Raw genomic sequence first — 3,396 nt, forward strand, 5'->3', positions numbered from 1 at the left:
ACTACGCAAAAGGTTAGCAAGCGAAATACTCAGAACGACGCAAATTCCCTTCCACTCGCGTCCTCCCACCACGGCGCACTCCCTGCGCTCCGCGCGGGGAGCTGCGTGCGCTTGTGCCGAAATAGCCAATCTAAGAACTCGCAAAGGTTGCAAGCGAAATCTCAGAACGAGCAAATTCCCTTCCACTCGCGTCCTCCCACCACGGCGCACTCCCTGCGCTCCGCGCGGGGAGCTGCGTGCGCTTGTGCCGAAATAGCCAATCTAAGAACTCGCAAAGGTTTGCAAGCGCCAATTGCCACAATTTCCTAAAAATGTTTCAATTCTCGAAAAATCACCGGCGCTCTTCCGTGAACCATTCCGGACGGCGCTGGCGGAAAATCTTTTTTTAGGAGACGAAAATGGAACTCAAGAAATACAACGTAGACTCGTTCAACCTGGACCACACGAAGGTCGTCGCGCCATTTGTCCGCACCGCCGCAAAAAAAACGGGCGCGAAGGGCGACATCGTTTCTAAATTCGACATACGGATATGCCAGCCGAACAAGGAATTCATGCCGACCGGCGCAATCCACGCAATCGAGCACATCGTTGCGGAATTCATACGCGACGAAATCGACGGCGTAATCGACTTCTCGCCGATGGGATGCAGGACGGGATTCTACCTCACCGTCTGGGGAGACGTCACGGAGGAATTCATCGCGAAGCATCTCCTTCCCGTTTTCAGGAAAGTCGTAGAATGGACGGGCGACGTCCCCGCGGCAAACGAGATTCAGTGCGGGAACTGGCGCGACATGGACCTCGACGGCGCAAAGGAATTCGCGCGGAAATGGATTGAAGGAATCGAAACAAAAGGCTGGAATTGCTACAAGTAAAATAGGCAGGCCAGCAGATGAACTTGTATCAGAAACTGAGGGAAACGGTATCGTCGGTCGCGCCAATCATGGTTCTTGTCGCCGCGCTTTCACTCACCATAGCGCCGCTCGGCAGCGGGATGATTGCCCGATTCCTGACGGGCGGCGTTCTCGTCATAATCGGGCTGACGCTCTTCCTTTTGGGCGTCGACATCGGAATTCTTCCGATTGGCGAGCGGGCGGGAGCCGCGCTGACTTCGAAAAGGAACCTTGCCCTCCTTTTGGCATCGTCATTCTTCATCGGATTCATGATAACGATAGCCGAGCCGGACGTTCAGGTGCTTGCCGACCAGGTGAAGGCGATTGCGCCCGGCATCAGCAAATGGGGGCTGATTCTTTTCATAGCGGCGGGAATCGGATTGTTCGTGACGCTCGGAATTCTCCGCACGGTGCTTTCCATCCCGCTCAAGACGATTCTCATCATCGCATACGTCGCAGTGTTCATCCTTGCATTTTTATCGCCGAAAACATTCCAGGGCGTCGCGTTCGATTCGGGCGGGGCGACGACGGGACCGATGACCGTCCCGTTCATAATGGCGCTCGGCGTCGGCGTGGCGGCAGTCCGCTCAAAATCGGGAAGCGCAAGCGCCTCAACCTCCGACGACTCGTTCGGGCTTACGGGCATCGCGTCGGTCGGACCGATTGCGGCGGTCTGCATGTACGGCATACTAAGCGCGCAGACAGGCGAAGGCAGCGCGGACACCCCGGAAGCGATGGAGCAGACGGCGGAGGGACTTTCCGTGTTCATACGCATTCTTCCGCACATCTTCCGCGAAGTCGTGAGCGCGTTGGCGCCGCTGGTCACATTGGCGGCAGTTTTCCAAATCTTCCTTATAAAAATGCCCCCGTTTCAGGTTATAAGGATGATTCGGGGGCTTCTGCTGAGTTTTCTGGGGCTTGTCCTGTTCCTCACCGGGGCGCAGGGCGGATTCATGCCGACGGGAACGAGGCTCGGCGAGATTCTGGGGGAATTTGCCGTCTCGGGAGACAAATTCGTCCGCGTCTTCAACGAGGCGGGGGAAATAACGAGCAGCCTCGACATTCCGGGCGGAGTCCAGATTGCGTTCCTCATCGCCGTCGGATGCGTGTTCGGGGCCGTCGTCGTGTCGGCGGAGCCTGCGGTGTGGGTTCTCACCGACCAGGTCGAAAACATTTCCGGCGGAACGATAAAGCGGAAGGTGATGCTCGCGGCGCTTTCGGCGGGCGTTGCCATTTCTATAGGGATTTCCATGGCGCGCGTGCTGTTCGGATTCTCGCTGTGGTACATTCTCGTTCCGGGATACGCGCTCGCGCTTGCGCTGACGTTCTTCTGCCCGAATCTTTTCACGGCAATCGCGTTCGATTCCGGCGGCGTCGCGTCCGGCCCGATGACAAGCACGTTCGTCCTTTCGTTCACGCTCGGCTCAAGCGCGGCTTCCGGCGGAAATCCTGCTGTCGATGCGTTCGGCGTAATCGCGCTCGTCGCGATGACCCCGCTCATCGCAATCCAGGTTCTCGGAATTTTCTTCAGGATAAAATCGGGGACGTCCGCGAAAAAAAGCAGGGAGGAGCCAAAATGAAACTCATAACGAGCATAGTTCCGCACGACAAAGGCGAGAAGCTGACGCGCGCGGCGATGGAAAGCGGATGCCGGGGCGGAACAGTCCTCATGGGAAGGGGGCTTGCGCGCTCGAACTTGGCGGCAATCCTCGGGCTTGGGGAATCGACGAAGGACGTAATCCTGATGATTGTGGACGAGGGCGCAAAGGATGCTGTGTTCAGCTCGATACTGAAGGCGACACGCAAGGAGCGGCACCTGTTCGGCGAGATGTTCGTGACGGACGTGTGCTCGTTCATGCGCTCTGGCTCAGACATTCGCACCGAAAACGACGGAACAAAGGCGGGAAAGACAATGTACGAGATGATTTCTGTAATAGTGAACAAGGGATACGCCGACGATGTGATGGCGGCGGCACGGAGCGCGGGAGCAGGCGGCGGCACCGTATTAAGCGCACGCGGAACAGCCCGCGAAAACGACGAGCGATTTTTCGGGATGCACATCGTCCCCGAAAAGGAAATGCTCATAATGATTGTCCCCTCCGACAAAAAAGAAAGCGTCATGGCGGCAATCCAAAACCTGAAATGCCTGAAGGAACCCGGAATGGGAATCGCATACTCATCCGGCGTAGAGAACTTCAGCCCGCTAGGCCGGTAGGCACACGCGCACGCATTGCTTAACGCGCGTTTATCGTTATTTTTTGTAGCGCGCGCACGCAGCTTCTTGCTCATTTCGCGCAAGAAGTGCGCCTTGTCGGACGGATGAACGCCGCTTAACTCCCATCCGCGGAAAAAAACGCGCAATCCCACACCGGTAGGCACGCACCCCGCGTGCCGGCGAACGCCCGTTCCGACAAATAACGACTAGGACGCGCAAAGGTCCACGGGGCGCGGAACCTCGCCTACTCCCATCTGTGGTAAAAAAAACGCGCACATCAACCACGGTAGG

3 protein-coding genes are annotated in these 3,396 nt (G+C 57.3%); all 3 read left to right on the forward strand.

Annotated elements, in window-relative coordinates:
* The first annotated feature begins 398 nt into the window (after positions 1 to 398).
* From TRESADRAFT_RS00145 to TRESADRAFT_RS16550, 3 genes are read left to right on the forward strand one after another with little or no spacing between them, the layout of a single operon-like run.
* Positions 399 to 872, forward strand: a complete 474-nt coding sequence (locus TRESADRAFT_RS00145) for an S-ribosylhomocysteine lyase (RefSeq protein ID WP_002701665.1) — start codon at positions 399 to 401, stop codon at positions 870 to 872.
* Positions 873 to 889: 17 nt separating this feature from the next.
* Positions 890 to 2,470 carry a DUF1538 domain-containing protein gene (locus TRESADRAFT_RS00150; protein ID WP_002701667.1) on the forward strand — a complete coding sequence of 527 codons (1,581 nt, stop codon included), beginning with the start codon at positions 890 to 892 and terminating at the stop codon, positions 2,468 to 2,470.
* Positions 2,467 to 3,105 (forward strand): P-II family nitrogen regulator, encoded by a 639-nt coding sequence (locus TRESADRAFT_RS16550; RefSeq protein WP_002701669.1) that lies wholly within the window; start codon positions 2,467 to 2,469, stop codon positions 3,103 to 3,105. The genes TRESADRAFT_RS00150 and TRESADRAFT_RS16550 overlap by 4 nt, the downstream gene beginning before the upstream one ends.
* The last annotated feature ends 291 nt before the right edge of the window (positions 3,106 to 3,396 follow it).

The sequence above is a fragment of the Treponema saccharophilum DSM 2985 genome (assembly GCF_000255555.1).
Classification (GTDB): Bacteria; Spirochaetota; Spirochaetia; order Treponematales; family Treponemataceae; genus Treponema_D; species Treponema_D saccharophilum.

Bases quoted from the DNA above. Each gene is read 5' to 3' on its own strand.
- TRESADRAFT_RS00150 (WP_002701667.1), top strand. From the start codon at position 890: ATGAACTTGTATCAGAAACTGAGGGAAACGGTATCGTCGGTCGCGCCA.
- TRESADRAFT_RS00145 (WP_002701665.1), top strand. From the start codon at position 399: ATGGAACTCAAGAAATACAACGTAGACTCGTTCAACCTGGACCACACG.
- TRESADRAFT_RS16550 (WP_002701669.1), top strand. From the start codon at position 2,467: ATGAAACTCATAACGAGCATAGTTCCGCACGACAAAGGCGAGAAGCTG.